Source organism: Erythrobacter sp. HI0063 (assembly GCF_001635685.1).
GTDB lineage: Bacteria > Pseudomonadota > Alphaproteobacteria > Sphingomonadales > Sphingomonadaceae > Qipengyuania.
On sequence record NZ_LWFF01000043.1, the window covers coordinates 1 to 271 of the forward strand.

Consider the following 271-nt stretch of genomic DNA (forward strand, 5'->3'; position numbering starts at 1 on the left):
TCAGCGCCTCGACGATGATCGCGCTGCCACCGGGGCCGTAGCCTTCGTAGCGGACTTCTTCGAAATTCTCGCCATCTGCCGCGCTTGCCTTGTCGATGGCGCGCTGGATGTTGTCCTTGGGCATGGACTGCGCCTTGGCTGCGTTGACCGCCAGGCGCAGGCGCGGGTTCATGTCCGGATCGGGCATGCCCATCTTCGCCGCCACGGTAATCTCGCGGCTGAGCTTCGAGAACAGGTTGGACCGCTTCTTGTCCTGCGCACCCTTGCGGTG

General features: G+C 64.2%; 1 pseudogene. It reads right to left on the reverse strand.

The window, feature by feature from the left end:
* A pseudogene (locus A3736_RS01750) lies at window positions 1-271 on the reverse strand (YebC/PmpR family DNA-binding transcriptional regulator); the annotation flags it as partial.